The 16971-nt window shown below is 69.5% G+C and carries 14 protein-coding genes and 1 pseudogene; 9 read left to right on the top strand and 6 right to left on the bottom strand.

Annotated elements, in window-relative coordinates:
* Positions 1–30 precede the first annotated feature (30 nt).
* Genes NE2_RS14460 through atzF form a run of 4 tightly spaced genes read left to right on the top strand, consistent with a single transcriptional unit; the run spans position 31 to position 5030 of the window.
* On the top strand, positions 31–783 hold the full coding sequence (locus NE2_RS14460) for a DUF1989 domain-containing protein (protein WP_063026422.1): 753 nt from the start codon (positions 31–33) through the stop codon (positions 781–783).
* Entirely contained in the window at positions 780–1400 is a 621-nt protein-coding gene (locus tag NE2_RS14455) for an urea amidolyase associated protein UAAP2 (protein ID WP_030513661.1), read from the top strand. Before NE2_RS14460 ends, NE2_RS14455 begins: the two co-directional genes overlap by 4 nt.
* The gene (locus NE2_RS14450) at positions 1397–3418 is read left to right on the top strand and encodes a 5-oxoprolinase/urea amidolyase family protein (protein ID WP_084494035.1); all 2022 of its coding nucleotides are present in this window, start codon (positions 1397–1399) and stop codon (positions 3416–3418) included. The genes NE2_RS14455 and NE2_RS14450 overlap by 4 nt, the downstream gene beginning before the upstream one ends.
* Before the next feature lie 10 nt (positions 3419–3428).
* Positions 3429–5030, top strand: a complete 1602-nt coding sequence (gene atzF, locus NE2_RS14445) for an allophanate hydrolase (protein WP_063026532.1) — start codon at positions 3429–3431, stop codon at positions 5028–5030.
* Here the strand turns inward: atzF and NE2_RS14440 are convergent, their stop codons facing one another.
* From NE2_RS14440 to NE2_RS14430, 3 genes and pseudogenes are all read right to left on the bottom strand, one after another.
* Positions 5031–5846: a sulfurtransferase gene (locus NE2_RS14440; protein ID WP_063026530.1), complete on the bottom strand. Its 816-nt coding sequence runs from the start codon at positions 5844–5846 to the stop codon at positions 5031–5033. It abuts the gene before it with no gap.
* A gap of 62 nt (positions 5847–5908) precedes the next feature.
* Positions 5909–7063 carry a benzoate/H(+) symporter BenE family transporter gene (locus tag NE2_RS14435; RefSeq protein WP_063026528.1) on the bottom strand — a complete coding sequence of 385 codons (1155 nt, stop codon included), beginning with the start codon at positions 7061–7063 and terminating at the stop codon, positions 5909–5911.
* Between the two features lie 263 nt (positions 7064–7326).
* Positions 7327–7809: pseudogene (locus NE2_RS14430) on the bottom strand (Lrp/AsnC family transcriptional regulator); the annotation flags it as partial.
* Between the two features lie 186 nt (positions 7810–7995).
* Here NE2_RS14430 and pdhA point away from each other — a divergent pair.
* From pdhA to NE2_RS14415, 3 genes are read left to right on the top strand one after another with little or no spacing between them, the layout of a single operon-like run.
* On the top strand, positions 7996–9123 hold the full coding sequence (gene pdhA / locus NE2_RS14425) for a pyruvate dehydrogenase (acetyl-transferring) E1 component subunit alpha (protein WP_063026420.1): 1128 nt from the start codon (positions 7996–7998) through the stop codon (positions 9121–9123).
* Positions 9120–10100 (top strand): alpha-ketoacid dehydrogenase subunit beta, encoded by a 981-nt coding sequence (locus NE2_RS14420; RefSeq protein WP_063026418.1) that lies wholly within the window; start codon positions 9120–9122, stop codon positions 10098–10100. The genes pdhA and NE2_RS14420 overlap by 4 nt, the downstream gene beginning before the upstream one ends.
* Positions 10101–10124: 24 nt before the next feature.
* Positions 10125–11549 (top strand): dihydrolipoamide acetyltransferase family protein, encoded by a 1425-nt coding sequence (locus tag NE2_RS14415; RefSeq protein ID WP_063026416.1) that lies wholly within the window; start codon positions 10125–10127, stop codon positions 11547–11549.
* Positions 11550–11570: 21 nt separating this feature from the next.
* Here NE2_RS14415 and NE2_RS14410 read toward each other — a convergent pair whose 3' ends face one another.
* Complete coding sequence (locus NE2_RS14410; protein WP_084494033.1) at positions 11571–12032, bottom strand: acyl-CoA thioesterase; 462 nt, start codon at positions 12030–12032, stop codon at positions 11571–11573.
* Positions 12033–12462: 430 nt separating this feature from the next.
* Between NE2_RS14410 and NE2_RS14405 the strand changes: the two genes are divergently transcribed.
* A complete protein-coding gene (locus NE2_RS14405) occupies positions 12463–13791 on the top strand; it encodes an MFS transporter (RefSeq protein WP_063026523.1) in 1329 nt (442 codons plus the stop codon).
* Between the two features lie 767 nt (positions 13792–14558).
* Here the strand turns inward: NE2_RS14405 and NE2_RS14395 are convergent.
* Entirely contained in the window at positions 14559–16013 is a 1455-nt protein-coding gene (locus NE2_RS14395; protein WP_063026412.1) for an MFS transporter, read from the bottom strand.
* Between the two features lie 59 nt (positions 16014–16072).
* Between NE2_RS14395 and NE2_RS14390 the strand changes: the two genes are divergently transcribed.
* Complete coding sequence (locus NE2_RS14390) at positions 16073–16579, top strand: MarR family winged helix-turn-helix transcriptional regulator (RefSeq protein ID WP_063026410.1); 507 nt, start codon at positions 16073–16075, stop codon at positions 16577–16579.
* 6 nt (positions 16580–16585) lie between these two features.
* Here the strand turns inward: NE2_RS14390 and NE2_RS14385 are convergent, their stop codons facing one another.
* Positions 16586–16936, bottom strand: coding sequence for a hypothetical protein (locus NE2_RS14385; protein WP_233429781.1), 351 nt, complete (start codon positions 16934–16936; stop codon positions 16586–16588).
* Positions 16937–16971 lie beyond the last annotated feature (35 nt).

Here is a 16971-nt window from a genome sequence, read left to right as displayed (position 1 = left end):
GACCTTTCCATCCGACTGCGAGGAGACACCATGTCCGCAACCGCCTCCACCGTCGGCGCCCGCGACCACGCGCGAGCGCAAGCCGCGGCCGCCACCGTCGCCGGCCCCGACCTGCCGGCCGGCCTCGACCCCGCGAAAGTGAACTTCGCCCAACGGGTTCCGGGCAACGGTTACACCACCGCGGTGCTCGCCCGCGGCACCCGGCTCCGGCTGGCCGATCCGGACGGCGCGGCCGGTGCGCACCTGCTGCTCCTGCGAGCCGAGGCGCCGTGGGAACGGTTGAACGTCGCCGACACGATCAAGGTGCCGTGGCAGGCCTACCCGGGCCCGGGCCATCCGCTGCTCTCGGATCAGGGTCGCGTCCTCGCCACGATCGTCGCCGACACGTCCGGCCGGCACGACACGCTGTGCGGCCCGACCCCCGAGGTACGGCGAACGCTGCGAGTCGCGGGAGCGAAACACGGTCTCACACCGCGCGATATCGGCCCCTCCATCGCGCTGTTTCGCGGTGTGCGCGTCGGCGCGGATGGCACCCTCGCCGCCACCGGCAGCGCCGGCCCGGGCAGCTCGGTCGAATTGCTGATCCACCTGCCGCTGACCGTCCTGATCGCCAACGGCACGCATCCGCTCGACGATCGGCCCGCCACGCCGCTGGACGTCGTCGCCTGGCGCGGCGCCGGGGAACCGGACGGCACCGAGGACACCGAACCGGAATATCGCCGGGCCGTGGAGAACACCGAACAGGCCTGGCTGGCCGCACACGATCCGGAGGCGATCGCATGACCACCGTGACCGAACGCACCGTCGTCCTGGACGAGACCGTGGCCGCCTGCGCGCCGTGGTCGACCGTGGTCCGGGCGGGTCAGCAATGGCAGATCATCGACCTGTACGGCAACCAGGCGGTGGACTGCCTGCTCTACTCGGCCGCCGACCACGCCGACCGCTACAGCGCCCAGGCGACCGTCGCCGCCCAGCGCAACATCTTCCTGACCACCGGCAGCGTGCTCCGTGCCGAATCGGGGACAGCGCTGATGACCGTGGTCGCCGACGAGGTCGGCAACCACGACACCATCGCCGGCGCGTGCTCGCAGGAATCCAACACCCTGCGCTACGGCCACCACACCCGCCATCAGCACGCCTGCGTGGAGAACTTCCTCACCGAGGCGTTGCGATGGGGGCTCGGCAAACGCGATCTGGTCTCGAACATCAACTGGTTCATGAACGTTCCGGTCGAGGCCGACGGCACCCTCGGCATCGTCGACGGGCTCTCCGCACCGGGTAAGTCGGTGACGCTGCGTGCCGAGATCGACACCCTCGTCCTGATCTCCAACTGCCCGCAGATCAACAACCCCTGCAACGGATTCGATCCGACGCCGGTACGCATGGTGGTGACGCAATGACGACAGCAACCGAAATCGAGTTCGGCACAACGACTCCGGACACAGAACCCGCCGACGTCGAGGTAGTGCGGCCGGGCATGCTCACCACCGTGCAGGACTGGCCGGGCCGGGTCGGCTACTGGCACGTCGGTGTCCCGCCGTCGGGACCGATGGACGACCTGTCGTTCCGGCTCGGCAACCGCGCGCTGGGCAACGACGAGGGCGCGGCCGGACTCGAATGCACCCTCGCCGGGCCGGCGCTGCGATTCCGCACCGCGACCCGGGTGTGCGTGACCGGTGCGCCCGCGACGGTGACCGTCGACGGCGAGCGCGTACGTCAGTGGCGCACCGTCGAGGTCCCGGCGGGCGGCACGCTGGATGTCGGCGCCGCGCAGGGGCCGGGGATGCGGACCTACGTGCTGTTCGCCGGCGGTCTGGACTTGCCCGAGTATCTCGGCAGCGCGGCCACTTTCACGCTCGGCAGGTTCGGCGGCGGCACCGGCGCCGCCCTCCGGGCCGGCGACCGGTTACCCCTGGGCGAGGCGAACGGCCCCATCGGGGCCGGGGTGCCGATGGCTGAGCAGCCGGTGCTGACGCGACGATGGGAACTCGCGGTCACCGAGGGTCCGCACGGCGCACCGGAATTCTTCACCCGGGCCGATATCGACACCATCCTCGGCACCGACTACGAGGTGCATTTCAACTCCGATCGGACCGGAGTGCGGCTGATCGGGCCGAAACCGCACTGGGCGCGCAGCGACGGCGGCGAGGCCGGACTGCATCCCTCGAACATCCACGACACCGCCTATTCGGTCGGCGCCCTGGACTTCACCGGTGATACGCCGATCCTGCTGGGGCCGGACGGTCCCAGCCTCGGCGGATTCGTCTGTCCCGTCACGGTGGTCGCGGCGGAGCGCTGGAAACTCGGCCAGCTCTGTCCGGGTGACACCGTGCGCTTCGTTCCGGTGCGCGCCGACCGGGCCGCCTCGATCCGCGCTCTGGGCCCGGCCCGGCGCGCCGACTGGCCGATCGTGCTGTCCGACGGCGGTGACGGCGACGACGGCATCCTGGCCCGCGCCGACGCCGACGACACCACCGCCGTCACCTATCGCCGCGCCGGCGACGACGGCGTACTCGTCGAATACGGCGATATGACACTGGATCTCGGGCTGCGCGCCCGCGTCCACGCCCTGCACCGGCATCTGCTCGAATACGCCGAGCCGGGGATCACCGAACTGACACCCGGAATCCGTTCGCTGCAGGTGCGTTTCGATCCGGACCGGCTGGCCGCGCCGAAACTGTTGCGACTGCTGCGCGAGGCCGAATCCGCCCTGCCCTCGGCTGCGGAACTGGTGGTGCCGAGCCGCACGGTGCACCTGCCGCTCTCGTGGGACGATCCGGCCACGCGGGAGGCCATCATCCGCTATATGCACGGCGTGCGGGCCGATGCGCCGTGGTGCCCGTGGAATATCGAGTTCATTCGCCGGATGAACGGATTGAACACGGTCACAGACGTTTTCGATACCGTCTTCGCCGCCGAATACCTCGTGCTCGGGCTCGGCGACGTGTACCTCGGCGCGCCGGTGGCCACGCCGACCGATCCGCGCCATCGCCTGGTCACCACCAAATACAATCCGGCCCGCACCTGGACGCCGGAGAATGCGGTCGGGATCGGCGGCGCCTACCTGTGCATCTACGGCATGGAGGGGCCCGGCGGCTATCAATTCGTCGGCCGGACCACGCAGGTGTGGAACCACCGGTCCACCGGCGAGGCCGAAGATCCTTGGCTGCTGCGGTATTTCGATCGGATCCGCTGGTATCCGGTCTCCGCGGAGGAACTGTTGGACCTGCGGGCCGACGTCGCCCGCGGCCGTGGCGTACTGCGTGCGGAGGAGGGCGAATTCCGTCTCGCCGAATACCGCGATTTCCTGTCCGCCAACGCCGAATCCATCGCCGCCTTCCGCGCGGTTCAGTCGGAAGCGTTTGCCGCCGAGCGTGATTCGTGGCAGGCGGCGGGCGAATTGCACGAACGAGGATGAGGACACCGACGTGAGCATCTGGGTTCACCGCTGTGCCGACGATCCGGGCCCGCACGGCACCGGCACCGGCACCCTGGCAGGTCTGCGGGTGGCCGTCAAGGACAACGTCGACGTCGCCGGCCTGCCGACGACCGCCGGCTGCCCGGACTACGCCTATCTCCCCGACCGCGACGCGCCCGCGGTCGCGGCCCTGCGCGCCGCGGGGGCGGTGGTGGCCGGCAAGACCAATATGGATCAGTTCGCGACCGGTCTGGTCGGCACCCGCTCGCCCTACGGTCCGGTCTCGGACTCGCGGCGGCCCGAATTCATCTCGGGCGGTTCGAGTTCCGGGTCGGCGGTGGCCGTCGCGACCGGTGCGGCCGATATCGCCATCGGCACCGACACCGCGGGTTCCGGGCGCGTTCCGGCGGCGCTGCAGGGCATCGTCGGCATCAAACCGACCGTGGGAGTCGTCTCGACCGAGGGGGTCGTCCCTGCCTGCCGTTCCTACGATTGCGTGACGATCTTCGCCGCCGACCCGGCACGTGCCGACCAGGCGATGGGAGTGATGGCCGCCGGGGCGCCCGGACGTGCCTGGCCCGCCGATACCAGGCTGGCGGCGCCGCCGCGCCCGACCGTCGCGATCTTCGCCGACCTGCCGGAACTCGACCCCGTGTGGCGGGCGGCCTTCGAGCGGGCCGTCGCCGTGTTACGGCAGCGCGGCGCGACCATCGTGGAGATCGACCCGGAGCCGTTCCTGGCCGCTGCCCGGCTGCTCTACGACGGGGCGCTGGTCGCCGAAAGATACGCCGCGGTCGGCGAATTCGTCGAGTCGCGCCCCGACGCCGTCGACCCCACCGTCGCGAGCATCATCCGCGCCGCGGGCGCGATTCCAGCGCATCGGCTGGTCGCCGATCGCGCCGAACTCGAGCGCCTGCGCGCCCTCGCGATGGCCAGTCTGGGTGACGCCGACGCCCTGCTCGCGCCGACCGCACCGATGCACCCCACCATCGCGCAGGTCGAGGCGGATCCGATCGGAATCAACTCCCGCATGGGCACCTACACCAACTTCTGCAACCTGTTCGATCTGTGCGCGGTGGCGGTACCGGCCGGCACGGCGGGCGAATCCTGTTTCGGTGTCACGGTTTTCGCTCGGCCGTTCGAGGATGCGGTGGCCTTGGACATCGCCGTGTCGATCACCGGCGATACGGAGATCACGCGGCCGTGGCCCCTGGCCGTGGCGCCGGTGTGCGAGCTGATCGTGTTCGGGGCCCATCTGCGCGGCCAGCCGTTGGAACATCAGTTGCATGAGCTGGGTGCGCGCTGGGCCGGGCCGGTCCGCACGGCCGCGGCCTATCGCCTTGCCGCCCTGGACACCACCCCGCCGAAACCCGCGGTGACCCGCTGCGAGGGTGGTGTGTCCGTCGCGGGCGAACGCTGGTTGCTCTCCCCCGCCGCTCTCGGCCGCTTCCTCGCCGCACTACCGGCGCCGATGCAGCTGGGTGCCGTCGAACTCGACGACGGCACCTGGCACACCGCATTCGGATGTGACGGGACCGCCGCCGCGGAAGGGAAGGACATCAGCGAATACGGTGACTGGCGCGCGGCCCTCGCGGCCGGGGCCGTGGGCTGATCAATCCAGTGCCGTGGCGACCGGACGCTCCGGATCCGACGACCACTGCGACCACGAACCCGGGTACAGCGCGGCCGACACTCCGACGACCGACAACGCCGCGATCTGGTGCGCGGCGGTCACCCCGGAACCGCAGTAGACCGCCACCGGACCGGAGACGAGATCGGAGAACCGCGCCCGCAACTGGTCCGGAGTTTTGAAAGTGCCCTCGGGCGTGAGGTTTTCCGCGGTGGGCACGCTCACCGCGCCGGGAATGTGGCCGGCGCGCGGGTCGATCGGCTCGACCTGCCCGCGATAGCGTTCCCCGGCTCGCGCGTCCAGCAGCGCGCCCGGCCAGCCCGCGACCTCGTCGGCCTCCACCACCGGCATATTGCCGGGGGTGAGCACGACGTCGCCGGGCGCCGGGTCGGGTTCGGTGCCGACGGCCAGATCGCCGCCGCCGCGTTCCCACGCGGGCAGGCCGCCGTCGAGAATGCGCACGTCGCGCAGGCCCGCCCAGCGCAGCAGCCACCATGCCCGGGCGGCGGCCATGCCGCCGGTGGCGTCGTAGACGACCGTCGGCTCCCCGGTGCGCAGTCCCCAGCTGCGCGCGCATTTCTGCAGGTGAGTAAGCGTCGGCAACGGGTGGCGGCCGTGCGCCGGGGAGGGCGGGGCGGCCAGCTCGGTCTCCAGATCGACGAAGATCGCGCCGGGAATGTGGCCGGCGAGATAGTGCTGGGGACCGTCGGGATCGCCCAGCGCCCAGCGCACATCCAGCAGATGCGTCCGGCTCTCGCTGTCCGCCAGCGATTTCCGGAGTTCTTCGGGGGAGATCAGTACCGCGGTCAAGCCCGGCTCCTCAGTCAACAGATGTACCCGTGACGCGAACACGTGTCAGCCTACGACACGGGCGCGTCCCGGCGGGTCAGCATCCACCGCACGACCAGGCCCGCGACCACCGCCCAGAACGCGGCGCCGATGCCGAACACCGCGATCCCGGAGGCCGAGACCAGGAAGGTCACCGTGGCCGCGACGCGATGTTCGGCCACCCCGAGCGCCGCGGTCAGGGCGGCGGCGAAGGTTCCGAGGAGGGCAAGTCCGGCAACGGTTTCCAGCACACCGGCGGGCGCGGCGGCGGCGAGCGCGACCAGCGCAGCGGCCGCCGGGGCCAGCACGAGATAGGACGCCCCGGCGGCCATGGTGGCCGCCCAGCGCCGACGCGGATCGGGATGGGCCGAGGGCGCGGCCGCCAACGCCGCGCTGATCGCGGCCAGATTGATCGCATGTCCGCCCGCCGGGGCGCCCACGATGGTTCCCAGGCCGGTGACGGTCATCGACGCCCGCCACGGCACCCGATAGCCGAACGAGCTCATGACCGCCACGCCGGGTATGTTCTGCGCGGCCATCGTGACCACGTACAGCGGAATCGCGATGCCGACAATGGCCTGCCAACTCCATTGCGGCACAGTGATTTCCAGCTTCGGAACCAGATCGGCGACCGGAATCGAGCGATGCACGGCGATCATCGCGATCCCCGCCCCGGCCACCGCGGTGGCGAAGGCGCCGGGCACCGCCCACCGCTGCGCGTACCGCTGCAGCACCACCCACACCACCAGCACCGGCGCCACCACCGCCGCACTCGAGGTGCTCGAGGCCCGCAACGGCGCGAGGCACAGCGGCAGCAGGACACCGGCGAGCATGGCCTGCGCGATCTCGACCGGGATCGCGGTGATCAGCCGGCCCAGCCGTGACCAGCGCCCGGTGAGAACGATCAATACACCGGTGACCGCGAACGCTCCCACCGCCGCGGGCCAGCCGCCGGTCACCGCGCCGGCGCCGGCCAGCAGCGCCGCACCGGGAGTCGACCAGGCGAGGGTGATCGGCATGCGATAACGCCGGCTCAGGATCCACATGCCCAGCGCCTGGGTGACACAGACGGCCAGCAGGCCCGAGGCGGCCTGCGCCGGTGTCGCGCCGACCGCGGTCAGTCCCGCCAGCACGACGGCGAACGAACTGGTGAAACCGACCAGCGCCGCGATGATCCCGGCGCCGATCGCCTGTCCGGTACCGCCGGGCCCGTGCTCGCCCTCGACCGCCGCTCGGAGGCCCGTCTGCCCCTCGGCGACATCGGGTGGACTGGATGCGGAATCGGCGGTGGCAGTCACCGAGCTATCTTCGCGGGCGGGTGGCCCCGCCGTCAGCGGCCAGTACGCCGGAACTGGACCGAATTCTCGCCGGCATCGGATCGCCCTGCGTCGGTTCGCCCTGCGTCGTCTCGCCCGGCGTCCTGCCGCGATGCTGCCGCCTCGTCGGCTCCGGCCAGTCGCTGCAGCAGCGGCGCGGTACGCGGCCCGACCAACTGCTGCATGACCAGCGCCATATTGGTGCGCTGCACGCCCGCGATCTTCAGGATCGCGCCGGTGATTCGATACAGATCGTCGGCGTCGCGCGCGACCACGCGAACGGTCAGATCCGTCTGCCCGGTGGTGCCGCACACCTCGGTGACCTCGGGGATCTCGGCGAGTTCGGCCACCACGTCGGCGAGCCGATGCTGATCGACCACCACCGCGACGAAGGCCGCCAGCCGGTAACCGAGTGCGCGCGGGTCCACCCGCCGCTCGAATCCGGCCAGCACACCGGCGGCCTCCCATCGGGCCAGCCGGGCCTGCACCGTGTTACGGGACAGCCCCAGCCGCGTGGCCAGTTCCACCCCGGTGGCACGAGGGTTGGCAACCAGTTCCAGCAGCAGCCGGGCGTCGGTGGCGTCGATAGTCGCCGGAGCGGGTTCGGCACTGGGCATGTTACGCAGTATGACAGCTCCGACCCGGTCGCGATCGAGCATTCTGCACAGTTCGCGTGTCGTCACTTGCGCATCCCGCTCAATCGTGGATGCTGTGAAGTACAGCACACAGCTGGCGAAGAGCAGTCCGCCGGATCGCGAGGGACGGAAGACCCCGTCGTACGCGGCAACGAGGAGGTGACGGCTGTGCACAACACCACTACGCACAACACCACCGCGCACAACACCGGGACGAACCCCTATCCCGTGCAACTGGTTCAGCCCGACGGGCGCCGCGTTCTCGACCGCGAGCACGCGGCCCTGATCGCGGATATCGGTCCGGCCGAACTGCGCGAACTGTACGAGGACCTGGTCGTCACCCGCCGCATCGACGTCGAGGCCACCGCATTGCAGCGGCAGGGCCAGCTCGGCCTGTGGGCCCCGCTGCTCGGGCAGGAGGCATCGCAGATCGGCTCGGCCCGCGCGCTGCACGACGACGACTATGTCTTCTGCAGCTACCGCGAGGCGGGTGTCGCATACTGCCGCGGCGTGGATCCCACTCTCATCACCCGGCTGTGGCGGGGCGTCGCGCATTCGTGCTGGGATCCGGACGAGATCAATATGACCAATCCGGCCATCGTCGTCGGCTCTCAGGGCCTGCACGCCACCGGCTACGCCTACGCCGCACACCTGGAAGGTGCGGAGATCGCGGTGCTGACCTACTTCGGTGACGGCGCCAGCAGTCAGGGCGATATCGCCGAGGCGCTCGGCTTCGCCGCCACCTGGAGTGCGCCGGTGGTGTTCTTCTGCCAGAACAACCACTGGGCGATCAGCGAACCGGTAGAGCTGCAGAGCCAGACGCCGATTGTCCGGCGCGCCTACGGGTACGGCATACCGGGTGTCCAGGTCGACGGCAACGACGTGCTGGCCGTGCTGGCGGTGACCCGCCAGGCCGTCGCCCGCGCCCGCGCCGGCGGCGGCCCCTCGTTCATCGAGGCCATCACCTATCGGATGGGCCCGCACACCACCGCCGACGATCCCACCCGATACCGTTCGGCCGCGGAAACCGAACTGTGGAAGCGCCGCGATCCGATCGACCGCATGCGACGGCTGCTCGAGCGAGAGGGCCTGTGGGACAGCGACTTCGAGCGGAAGGTCACCGAACGCGCCGACGCGGTCGGTGCCGCGGTCCGCACCGCGACCATCGACATGACCGATCCGGATCCGATGCAACTGTTCGAGCACGTCTACACCACCCCGCATCCCCTGATCGCCGCCGAGCGCGACGAGTACGCCGGATACCTGGCGGGTTTCGAGGAAGGAGTACGGGCATGATCACCACCTTCGCGAACGCGCTGAACACGGGGATGCGCCGGGCCTTGGAGGACGATCCGACGGTCGTGCTGATGGGTGAGGACATCGGGCGGCTCGGCGGCGTCTTCCGGGTGACCGACACGCTGCAGAAGGACTTCGGCAACAATCGCGTCATCGACACGCCGCTGGCCGAATCCGGCATCATCGGAACGGCTTTCGGAATGGCGCTGCGCGGCTTGCGGCCGGTGTGCGAGATCCAGTTCGACGGATTCGTCTACCCGGCCTTCGACCAGATCGTTTCGCAGGTCGCCAAAATCCACTACCGCACGCAGGGCAAGGTCCGCGCCCCGATCACCATCCGGATTCCCTTCGGCGGCGGAATCGGTTCGGTCGAACATCATTCGGAGTCACCGGAGGCGTATTTCGCGCATACCGCCGGACTGCGCGTGGTGTCGCCGAGCACGCCCGAGGACGCGTATCGGCTGTTGCGCCAATCGATTGCGTGCGACGACCCGGTCGTCTTCTTCGAACCGAAGCGACGCTATTGGGACAAGGCCGATCTCGATTTCACCGCTCTGGACGCCGATCCGCTGCCCATGGACCGGGCACGCATCCGCCGGTCGGGCCACGACGCCACCCTCGTCGCCTACGGCGGTATGGTCGCCACCGCCCTGACGGCGGCCGAGATCGCGGCCGGAGAGGGACATTCACTCGAGGTGATCGATCTGCGCAGCCTGTCGCCGATCGACTTCGACACCATCGAGGAATCGGTGCGCCGGACCGGCCGGCTGATCGTCACACACGAGGCGCCCGTCTTCGCCGGACTCGGTGCCGAGATCGCCGCGCGCGTCGCCGAACGGTGTTTCTACTACCTCGAGGCGCCGGTCCTGCGCGTCGGTGGCTTCGACATCCCCTATCCCCCGGCTAAGCTCGAACGGCACCACATGCCAGACCCGGACCGCATTCTCGACGCGGTCGATCGAACCTTCGCCGCCTGATAACTGTTCGGACAGAGGTGCCCGTTGGAAGACCCTGCTGTGGACGACAACAATCACATACTCGAGTTCCGGCTGCCCGATCTCGGGGAGGGATTGACCGAGGCCGAACTGATCTCCTGGTCGGTGGCCGTCGGCGATGCCGTCGAGCTCAATCAGACCATCGCCGAGGTGGAGACCGCCAAGGCGCAGGTTGAACTACCGTGTCCGTTCGCCGGGCAGGTCGCCGAGTTGCTGGCCCGGCCCGGTGAAACGGTGGCGGTCGGCGCACCGCTGATCAGAGTGCGCACCGATGCCGGCGAAGCTCCCACGACGGCAGCCGAGGCTGCCGGGGCTGCAGGCGGAGCTGCCGGGGCTGCCGCCGAGGGCCGCACGTCGGTGCTCGTCGGTTACGGCCCCGGGGCCGAAGCGCCCACCCGGCGTCGCACCGCGTCGAAAAACGGTGCGGCGAAGGCGAATTCGGCCGTGCGGCCACGCGGCGAGGAGATCCCGCCGGAGTTCCCGGGCCGCCCGCCCGCCACGCCGGCCGCCCGCCAGCTGGCTCGCGAACTCGGTATCAATATCGCCTTCGTGGCCGGCTCCGGTCCGGGCGGGGCGGTGACGGTCGAGGATGTGCGCCACGCGGTGCCGGTATCGCAGCCGCCGCGCCGAGTGCGGACCGAGGAGGAGCCCGCCGACGCGCCGCGCCCGGCCGCCCCGCCGGTGCCGACCATGCGGCCCGACGGCGGCGTCATCCGGCCGACGCCGAGCGAACGCGAAACCCGCACCCCGGTCAGCGGCGTCCGCAAGCGCATCGCCGCGGCCATGACCACCAGCGCCCGCACCATCCCGCAGGCCAGCGCGTTCGTCACCACCGATTTCACCGCCTCGATGGAACTGCTCGACCACCTGCGCAGCACCGACTCCTTCACCGGGCTGTCGCTCACTCCGCTGGCGCTGGTCGCGAAGGCGACGCTGGCGGCGATCGCCGAATTCCCGGGGATCAACTCCTATTGGGACGCCGAGGCCAATCAGATCGTCACCAAGCATTACGTCAATCTCGGCATCGCCGTGGCCACCGAACGTGGCCTGCTCGTCCCCAACATCAAGGAGGCGCAGTCGCTGAGCCTGCGCGAACTGTGCCGGGAGATCGGCTGGCTCGCCGATGTGGCACGCGCCGGCTCGGCGACACCGGCCGATCTGCGCGGCGGTACCTTCACCATCAGCAATGTGGGTGTCTTCGGTGTGGATACCGGTGTGCCGCTGGTCAATCCGGGTGAAGGTGCGATTCTGTGTCTGGGTTCGATCCGGAAACGCCCCTGGGTGTACCGCGACGAACCGGCGATCCGGTGGATCACCACGCTCGGTGTGAGCTTCGATCACCGCATGATCGACGGGGAGCTCGGCGCGCGGTTCCTGTCGACGGTGGCCTCACTGCTCGAGGATCCGCTGACACTGCTGGGCCGGGTCTGAGGTTTCCCGGGGCGCCGGTGCCTAGGTCGCGTCGGTCACCAGCGCGGCGGCGGCGCGGCGGATGATCGCCGGGATCTCGACCGATTTGCGAGTCTCGTTGTCCACGTAGACGTGCACGAAGGTGCCGGTGGCGGCCAACTCCAGATCTTCACCCGTGGTGTCGGCGGCGGTGCCGGCGTCCAGGACGCGGAAGATCGCCAGATCGTAGGTGATGCTGGAGCGACCGAGGCGGCTGATTCGCAGCCCCACCCGCAGTTGGTCGGGAAAACTCAGCGAGCCCAGATACTGGCACGAGGTCTGGGCGACCACGCCGATCGCGGGCAGTTCCCGGATGTCGGTGCCGGTCGCGGCCATCAACCAGGCGTTGACCGCGGTGTCGAAGTACGAGTAGTAGGTCACGTTGTTGACGTGGCCGTAGTGGTCGTTGTCGGCCCATCGAGTCGGCACCGGCCAGAGCACCGGATAGTCCTGCTGTGTGGTCACCGCCCCGACAATAGTGACGCGACCGGAGCGACGCGGGCGGAGGCGGCAGCCCGCGTCACCACGGAGCCCGCCGCGCAGGTCGCCCTCCGACACCGAGACCGGAGCGAGGCGGGCGGAGGCGGCGGTGAACCCGGCGCGCCGCCGAAACGTGTCGGTGGTAGGTCATACACTCGAATCGAAACCGGTTACATCCGGGGCCCGTGCGGTGACGTCGACGATGCCGTGATCGTTCGGGAGACGGGGAGCCGCCGACCGCGGTCGGCGCCGCCGAATCAACGACGCTTCGACGCACTCCTCCGCTCCGGAGTCGTACCCGCGGGGCAGGCGCTTCGGATGTTGGGCCCCAAGGGGATCCGCCTGCCGGGCCGCCCGGTCCGGCACGGCCTCTCGTGCGGTGAACGATCGGTGCGCGCCCGGTACCGTCGAATCGATGCATTCATCGGTGGAGACGACACGGCGCGGGACGGTTGCTCCGGCCGCTCGCCGCGCGCGGGCAGCGGTGTTCGCGACTTTCGCGCTCAACGGGTTCCTGGCCGCGATGTGGGTGGTGCACATTCCGGTCATCACCGATCGCACCGGGGTATCGCATGGAACCCTGGGATTACTGATTCTGGTGATGGCCGGCAGCGGCATCGTCGGTATGCAGGCGGCGGGTCCGCTCGCCGACCGCTTCGGCAGCCGGGCTCTGGTCACCGCTGCCGTCAGCTGGCTGATCGTGGCGGTGAGCGGGCCGGCGTGGGCGACCGGACCGATCCAGCTCGGCCTCGCGCTCGCGATCTTCGGTTTCGGCAACGGCGCGCTCGACGTGTCGATGAACGCCCAGGCCGTGCAGGTCGAGCGGGTTTACGGCCGGCCGATCATGGCCGCGTTCCACGCACTCTTCTCCTGCGGCGGCCTGGTCGGCTCGCTAGCCGGCGCGGCGGCCATGCACGCCGGCGCCGATATCCGGGTGAGTTTCGCGGTCGCGGCGGTGCTGGGCCTGCTGGTGATGCTGGCCAGTGTGCCGAGTCTGCTCCCCCGCCCGCACACGACCTCACACGTCGAACCCAGCGCCGCGGTGGCCGAATACGCCGCGCCGGCCGCCGGCCACGCGGGCACCGCCGCCGCGGTGGCTCGCGAATCGGACGTGAAATCCGCCGTTGCATCGCAGGATTCCCGCACCCGACGCGGTGAATCCGTACGGCGGCGCATCCGGCGTCTGCTCCCGCCGAAGGTACTGGCCTTGGCCGCCATCGCTTTCGCCCTGCTGATGGCCGAGGGCGTGGCCAACGACTGGAGCGCCCTGCAGACGCACGAACACCTGGGGGTCGGCGACGCCACCGCCGCACTGTCGTTCGGCGCGTTCTCCATCGCCATGACCGTCGGCCGCTTCACCGCGGACCGGGTCAGCGAACGCTTCGGCCGCATCGCCGTCGTCCGCTGGGGTTCGGTCCTCGGTGCCGCCGGCCTCGCCGTCATCATGGTCTCGCCGTGGCTGCCGCTGAGCCTCGCGGGCTGGATCCTCGCCGGCCTCGGCCTCGCCGGCGGCGTCCCCCAAATCTTCACCGCCGCAGGCAATCTGGGCACCGCCACCGCCGCCACCGACATGTCCAAGGTCTTCGGCCTCGGCTACCTCGGCTTCCTCGCCGGCCCCTCGGTCATCGGCTGGCTCGCCCAACTCACCTCCCTCACCCTCGCCTTCACCTTCCCCCTGATAGCCGTCCTGCTCTGCGCCTGGTTCGCAGGGACCGTCGGAGACGCACACCGCGTTCGGCAGTAAGCGGGAGCTGTTCGAGCGGGTGCTGAACCGCTACGACCGGATGGGTCGGAAGTGGTCGGCGAGTTCATGGCGCGGCCGGGGACGGCGCGGGAGTGCATCGGTGCGTTCATCCGGTTTCCTCGTCGGCAACGTGGTGAGGCGGACCGACGAAGTGGTGCGGGGTGTGCGCTTCGAAAGCTGGCAGGACACCATCCGCGGCGATGTCTCAGTACATCGAGCAACGTGACGTCTCCGACCCGGACCCCAACCCGCTCAATCTCAATCCCGGCGCTCGCGACTTGGGGAACAATCGAACGGCCGACCCGAACTTCGATCCCGAACATACGAAGGTCACCACGTATGTCGACTACGAGAACGGCATCGTCGTCATGCGCCAGAACCCGTCCGCGAGAACGACGACGGCAGCCCGGGCGAAGTCAAAGTTGGTGCGCCGGACGGGAAAGTGTGGCAGAACCCCGACGGGTCGGTCCGCATCCAGTACGACGCGGATAACCCACTGCCGCCCTCTTGGATGACCAAACCTCCCGGCCTGGATGGCCACGATGTCACGGTCAACGGCGATTTGGTGTTCCAGCCCGGTCCGAACGGGGTCCAAGTGAACGGGACGCGCACCGATTACCCATCATTGGAGGTGTATCAAGACACCCCCGACGGTCGCACGCAAACGATCGCGCTGGATCCGGCTCGATCCGGGAGCTCACTCGGCCCGGCCCTGAATCTGCCGTTTCACCATGACATCGGCGTGGGAGGTGCGGCCTTCGGTCCGTTCACCGACTGGAACGACGCTGCCGTTCGTGCTTGTGCCGCAGGCCGTTGCCCAGCGCTACGGCCGCGGCCAGCCACGCCCCGACACTCAGCACCGCGAAGCTGATCACGTAGGCGTGCAGCGATGGCACCCCGGTGTGACCGATGGTGAGAGCGCTCAGAATCGAGGCCGTGATGGCGCCGGCGATACTGCCGCCCGCCGTACGCACCAGTGAGTTGATTCCGCTGGCGATTCCGCTCTCGCTCATCGGAACATGCTGGACGGCAAGGGTTCCCAGCGCCGCATAACCGATCCCGAAGCCGATGCCCTGCAGCGTATTCGAGATGACCATGTCGTAGCCGTGCGCATTCGACAACGCCAGCCATCCGGTCGCCGCGCCGGCGAAGGCCGCGCCGATGGCCAGGGTGAAGGCGGGTCCGATGCGCGCGACGATGCGCCCGGTCCGGAAGGAGAAGAAGGTCATCAACACCGAGCTGGGAATGCCGTAGAGACCCACGGCCAGCACCGAGCCGGACAGACCGTAGCCGACCTTGTCGGCGGGGGTCTGCACGAAATTCGAGATCAGGGTGAAGGAGCCGAACATCGCGAAGCCCAGCAGCGCCGACGCCATATTGGCCGACAGCGAGCGCGGACCGACCAGCAGGGGCAAGCGCACCAGCGGCTGCGCGACCTTGCGCTCCACCAGCACCCACACCACCGCCAGCACGGCGGCCGCGGCGAACAGCCCGATCACGCTGGTCTCCCCCCAGCCCCAGCGCGGCCCCTCGCTGATGGCCAGCAGCAGGCACACCAGCAGACCGGCGAGCAGGACGGCGCCGAGATAGTCCGGCTGCCCGCCGTGGCGCTGCCCTACATCCTTGGCGCTCACCCCGACCAGCACGGTCGCGATGACGGCCAGCACCGCGGTCATCCAGAACACCGGATGCGGATTGGTTGTCTTGTCCGCGATGACACCGGTCACCAGCATGCCGATGGTGCCGCCGACACCCATGGTGCCGCTGATGACGCCGATGGCGGTGGTGAGCCGCTCGCGCGGGAAGGTGTCGCGAATGATGCCGATGCCCAAGGGAATCAACGCCGACGACGTGCCCTGCAGCGCCCGGCCGACGATGTAGACCCCCAGCGAAGTCGCCACCGCGCAGACCACCGAACCGACGATCAGCAGTCCCATACAGAACATCACCATGCGCTTCTTGCCGTACATGTCGCCGAAGCGCGAAAGCAGCGGCGTGGCAACGGCTCCGGTGAGCAACGCGGCGGTGAACAACCACGTCACACCCGCTACGTCGGTGTGAAGTTGCCCGATCAGCCTGGGCAGCAACGGAATTACCACGGTCTGCTGCAGCGAGACCACGAGTCCTGCCGCGCACAGCGCCAGCAGTGTGACGACCAGGTGCGCCGGCGCACCGGTTTCGGAATCGGTTCCGGTGGATCGGCCGGTGACGGTCGACGTCATCTGAGTTCCCTATCTTTATACTTACCTAACTTAAGTAAGTTGGGTAGTAGGATAACCCTGTGCCGCGTTCCGAAGGAAGTCCCGAATCGGTGGTCGACGCCGACTACATCGTGGAACTCGAGCGCGCCCTGACCCGGATCGCGCACCTGCTCACCCGGGCCAGACGGCACGATCGCACCGTGGCCGCGGCCGGGGTGAATCTCGATCGCGCGAACGTGCCGCTGCTGCGGATGCTCGCCGACGCCGCGGAGCCCATGCGCATGGGTGAGCTCGCGGCCTGCCTGGATGTGGAGGCGCCGCATGTCACGCGTCAGATCCAGCGCCTGGAACGGGCCGGCTACGTTGATCGGGTGACCGATCCGGAGGACCGCCGGGCACAGCGGGTGCGCATCACCGACGAGGGCCGGGCCACCGTCGACGCGATCCGCGCGGTGAGCCGACGTCACATGCGCGACGCGCTGGCGGACTGGTCGACCGAGGACCTGCGTCAGCTCGCGGCGCTCAACCACCGCATGGTCGACGCGTTTCTCGACAATGCCGAGCGCACCGACGCCTGGCGGCGATGACCCTCGTCAGCGCTCCTTGCGGTCGATCCGGATCGTGACGTCCGGCCACGGCGGATTCCGCACGACCGCGATCAAGGACAGCGTCGTCGCCACCAAGCCGACGAAGATGCCCAGCAGCGCGATGGCGGTGTCGTCGGTGACTGCATGCCAGCCGGTGTTCCCGTCCTGGATCACGAAGACGCCCAGCGGTCGCGCGCGCCGGAATTTTCCGCCGGGGCGCGTCACCGGGATGACCGTGGCGCCCTCGGGGGTCTGGTACGGCGTCCCGTAGACCGCCGAATCATCGCCCACCGCAGGCAGATCGAATCGCTCCCGAACCGTCATGTCGACCCCTTCCGGCTGTTGTGCGACGCTCACGACACCACCGCCTCTGCGGGCCACTCTAGTCCGCC

This window comes from Nocardia elegans NBRC 108235 (assembly GCF_001612845.1).
GTDB lineage: Bacteria > Actinomycetota > Actinomycetes > Mycobacteriales > Mycobacteriaceae > Nocardia > Nocardia nova.
This window is presented reverse-complemented; position numbering and strand designations above follow the sequence as displayed.